A 2,977-nucleotide genomic window follows, 5' to 3' on the forward strand; every position below is an offset into this window, starting at 1 on the left:
TAACTTATATTTGGGAAAGTCCTCGATCGATTAGTATCTGTCAGCTCCACATGTCGCCATGCTTCCACACCAGACCTATCCACCTCATCATCTTTGAGGGATCTTACTTACTTGCGTAATGGGAAATCTCATCTCGAGGGGGGCTTCATGCTTAGATGCTTTCAGCATTTATCCCGTCCACACATAGCTACCCAGCGATGCCTTTGGCAAGACAACTGGTACACCAGCGGTGTGTCCATCCCGGTCCTCTCGTACTAAGGACAGCTCCTCTCAAATTTCCTGCGCCCGCGACGGATAGGGACCGAACTGTCTCACGACGTTCTGAACCCAGCTCGCGTACCGCTTTAATGGGCGAACAGCCCAACCCTTGGGACCGACTACAGCCCCAGGATGCGATGAGCCGACATCGAGGTGCCAAACCTCCCCGTCGATGTGGACTCTTGGGGGAGATAAGCCTGTTATCCCCGGGGTAGCTTTTATCCGTTGAGCGATGGCCCTTCCATGCGGAACCACCGGATCACTAAGCCCGTCTTTCGACCCTGCTCGACTTGTAGGTCTCGCAGTCAAGCTCCCTTATGCCTTTGCACTCTACGAATGATGTCCAACCATTCTGAGGGAACCTTTGGGCGCCTCCGTTACTCTTTAGGAGGCGACCGCCCCAGTCAAACTGTCCGCCTGACACTGTCTCCTGCCCGGATCACGGGCAAGGGTTAGAAGTCCAATACAGCCAGGGTAGTATCCCACCATTGCCTCCTCCGAAGCTAGCGCTCCGGTCTCTCAGGCTCCTACCTATCCTGTACAGGCTGCACCGGAATTCAATATCAGGCTACAGTAAAGCTCCACGGGGTCTTTCCGTCCTGTCGCGGGTAATGCGCATCTTCACGCATATTATAATTTCACCGAGTCTCTCGTTGAGACAGTGCCCAGATCGTTACGCCTTTCGTGCGGGTCGGAACTTACCCGACAAGGAATTTCGCTACCTTAGGACCGTTATAGTTACGGCCGCCGTTTACTGGGGCTTCAATTCGAAGCTTCGCTTGCGCTAACCTCTCCTCTTAACCTTCCAGCACCGGGCAGGCGTCAGCCCCTATACGTCACCTTACGGTTTTGCAGAGACCTGTGTTTTTGCTAAACAGTCGCCTGGGCCTATTCACTGCGGCTCTCTCGGGCTATTCACCCTACCAGAGCACCCCTTCTCCCGAAGTTACGGGGTCATTTTGCCGAGTTCCTTAACGAGAGTTCTCTCGATCACCTTAGGATTCTCTCCTCGCCTACCTGTGTCGGTTTGCGGTACGGGTACCTCCCACCTCGTTAGAGGCTTTTCTTGGCAGTGTGAAATCAGGGACTCCAGGGTATACACCCCTTGCCATCACAGCTCAATGTTATAGAAACGGGATTTGCCTCGTTTCACACCTCACTGCTTAGACGCGCATAACCAACAGCGCGCTCACCCTATCCTTCTGCGTCACCCCATCACTCAAACGGTGGGGAGGTAGTACAGGAATATCAACCTGTTATCCATCGTCTACGCCTATCGGCCTCGACTTAGGTCCCGACTGACCCTGAGTGGACGAGCCTTCCTCAGGAAACCTTGGGCATTCGGTGGAAGGGATTCTCACCCTTCTTTCGCTACTCATACCGGCATTCTCACTTCCAAGCGCTCCACCAGTCCTTCCGGTCTAGCTTCAACGCCCTTGGAACGCTCTCCTACCACTGACACCAAAGGTGTCAATCCGCAGTTTCGGTGATTCGTTTAGCCCCGATACATTTTCGGCGCAGCGCCACTCGACCAGTGAGCTATTACGCACTCTTTAAATGATGGCTGCTTCTAAGCCAACATCCTGGTTGTCTGGGCAGCGCCACATCCTTTTCCACTTAACGAATACTTGGGGACCTTAACTGGCGGTCTGGGCTGTTTCCCTCTCGACTATGGACCTTATCACCCATAGTCTGACTCCCAAACATAAATCATCGGCATTCGGAGTTTGTCTGAATTCGGTAACCCGGGATGGGCCCCTAGTCCAAACAGTGCTCTACCTCCGAGATTCTAACGTTTGAGGCTAGCCCTAAAGCTATTTCGGAGAGAACCAGCTATCTCCAGGTTCGATTGGAATTTCACCGCTACCCACACCTCATCCCCGCACTTTTCAACGTACGTGGGTTCGGGCCTCCAGTAAGTGTTACCTTACCTTCACCCTGGACATGGGTAGATCACCTGGTTTCGGGTCTACGACCCCATACTCATTCGCCCTGTTCAGACTCGCTTTCGCTGCGGCTCCGCATTCTCTGCTTAACCTCGCATGGAATCGTAACTCGCCGGTTCATTCTACAAAAGGCACGCCATCACCCATTAACGGGCTCTGACAACTTGTAGGCACACGGTTTCAGGATCTATTTCACTCCCCTTCCGGGGTGCTTTTCACCTTTCCCTCACGGTACTGGTTCACTATCGGTCACTAGGGAGTATTTAGCCTTGGGAGATGGTCCTCCCGGATTCCGACGGAATTTCACGTGTTCCGCCGTACTCAGGATCCACTCTGGAGGGGATGAATTTTCGGTTACGGGGCTTTTACCCACTCTGGCGGACCTTTCCAGGTCGCTTCGCCTAACTCATCCTTTTGTAACTCCGTATAGAGTGTCCTACAACCCCAGGAAGCAAGCTTCCTGGTTTGGGCTTTTCCCGTTTCGCTCGCCGCTACTCAGGGAATCGATTTTTCTTTCTCTTCCTCCGGATACTTAGATGTTTCAGTTCTCCGGGTCTGCCTCGTATTTGCTATGTATTCACAAATACGTACCATCCTATTAAAGATGGTGGGTTTCCCCATTCGGAAATCTTCGGATCACAGCTTACTTACAGCTCCCCGAAGCATATCGGTGTTAGTGCCGTCCTTCTTAGGCTCCTAGTGCCAAGGCATCCGCCGTGCGCCCTTTCTAACTTAACCAAAAGTTAACGTTCTTCTTCCATTCAGCGATGAAT

General features: G+C 52.7%; 1 rRNA gene. It reads right to left on the reverse strand.

What is annotated here, in order from left to right:
- Window positions 1–10: 10 nt before the first annotated feature.
- A 23S ribosomal RNA gene (locus ABE021_RS07320) occupies window positions 11–2,942 on the reverse strand.
- Between the last annotated feature and the right edge of the window lie 35 nt (window positions 2,943–2,977).

It is taken from the genome of Sporosarcina gallistercoris (assembly GCF_050459885.1).
In the GTDB taxonomy this organism is placed as follows: Bacteria; Bacillota; Bacilli; order Bacillales_A; family Planococcaceae; genus Sporosarcina; species Sporosarcina gallistercoris_A.